The 1,070-nt window shown below is 45.5% G+C and carries 2 protein-coding genes; one reads left to right on the plus strand and one right to left on the minus strand.

The window, feature by feature from the left end:
* The coding region (locus R7E42_RS25420) for an HRDC domain-containing protein (RefSeq protein ID WP_318073296.1) at nt 1–722 on the plus strand (722 nt) is incomplete at its 5' end.
* 87 nt (nt 723–809) lie between these two features.
* On the opposite strand, the gene minE is transcribed toward R7E42_RS25420, so the two are convergent.
* The coding region (minE, locus tag R7E42_RS25425; protein ID WP_318073297.1) for a cell division topological specificity factor MinE at nt 810–1,070 on the minus strand (261 nt) is incomplete at its 5' end.

Consider the following 1,070-nt stretch of genomic DNA (forward strand, 5'->3'; position numbering starts at 1 on the left):
GTGAATCTCGCACCGACTGGATGGCTCGCCCTCTCACGCAAAAGCAACTTGATTATGCAGCGGCAGACGTTCACTACTTGTTGCCACTTTACGAAAAATTGCTCGATAAAGTCACTGAAGCTGGTTGGTGGGAAGCGGTGCAGCAAGAGAGCGACTTGTTGGTTTCCAAACGCATTCGCGAAACCAACGAAGAAAATGCGTACCTTGATATTAAAGGAGCGTGGCAACTTAAACCGTCAGAGTTAGCTGTGTTAAAGCCGCTAGCGACTTGGCGTTATCGTGAAGCAATCAAGCGCGACTTAGCACTAAACTTCATCTTCAAAGAGGGTGATTTGCTAACGGTTGCTCGTTTAGGTTTAACAAGCTTTAAAAAGATGGAAGCGGAAGGGATGGATAGCCGCGCGGTCAATCGTCACGGTACTAAAATTGCGGCCATCGTGAAAAAGGCTAAGCAAACGCCACCAGAAGAATACCCAGCTAAAATTGATCGCCTGATGGATTACCCTGGCTATAAGCAAGTTTTCAAAAACATGAAAGATGTCGTGAAAAGTGCTGCGCAAAAATCAGGGTTAGCGACCGAGTTTTTAGCATCGAAAAAGCAGATTAACCAGCTCATCAGTTGGGTGTGGAAGAAGGATCGTGACCCTGCGCGCTTGCCTGATGTTATGCAAGGTTGGCGTCTAGAGTTATTGGGCGAAAAAATGAATAAGGCGTTGAAATAAGCGCAAACTAAAAAGGTTGACCAAATGGTCAACCTTTTTTTGACACGTACATTGTTGTGCGCTGCATATTGCGTTGAGAACAAAGCCTTACTTTTCGTCGTCAGGCAGTTTCACGTTGAGCTCAAGTACAGAAATGTCGTCATCCTTATGCTCAAAGGTTAAATCAACCATATTCGGGTCAATGTCTACGTATTTACTGATCACCTTCAGAATGTCTTCTTTAAGCTGAGGTAAGTACGAAGGCGCAGGGTCATTTTGGCTGCGGCGTTCAGCCACGATGATTTGTAAGCGCTCTTTCGCCAGACTTGCAGACGTTTTTTTCTGCGGGCGGAAAAATTCTAGTAGTGA

This window comes from Vibrio sp. Vb1337, assembly GCF_033338715.1.
GTDB lineage: Bacteria > Pseudomonadota > Gammaproteobacteria > Enterobacterales > Vibrionaceae > Vibrio > Vibrio alginolyticus.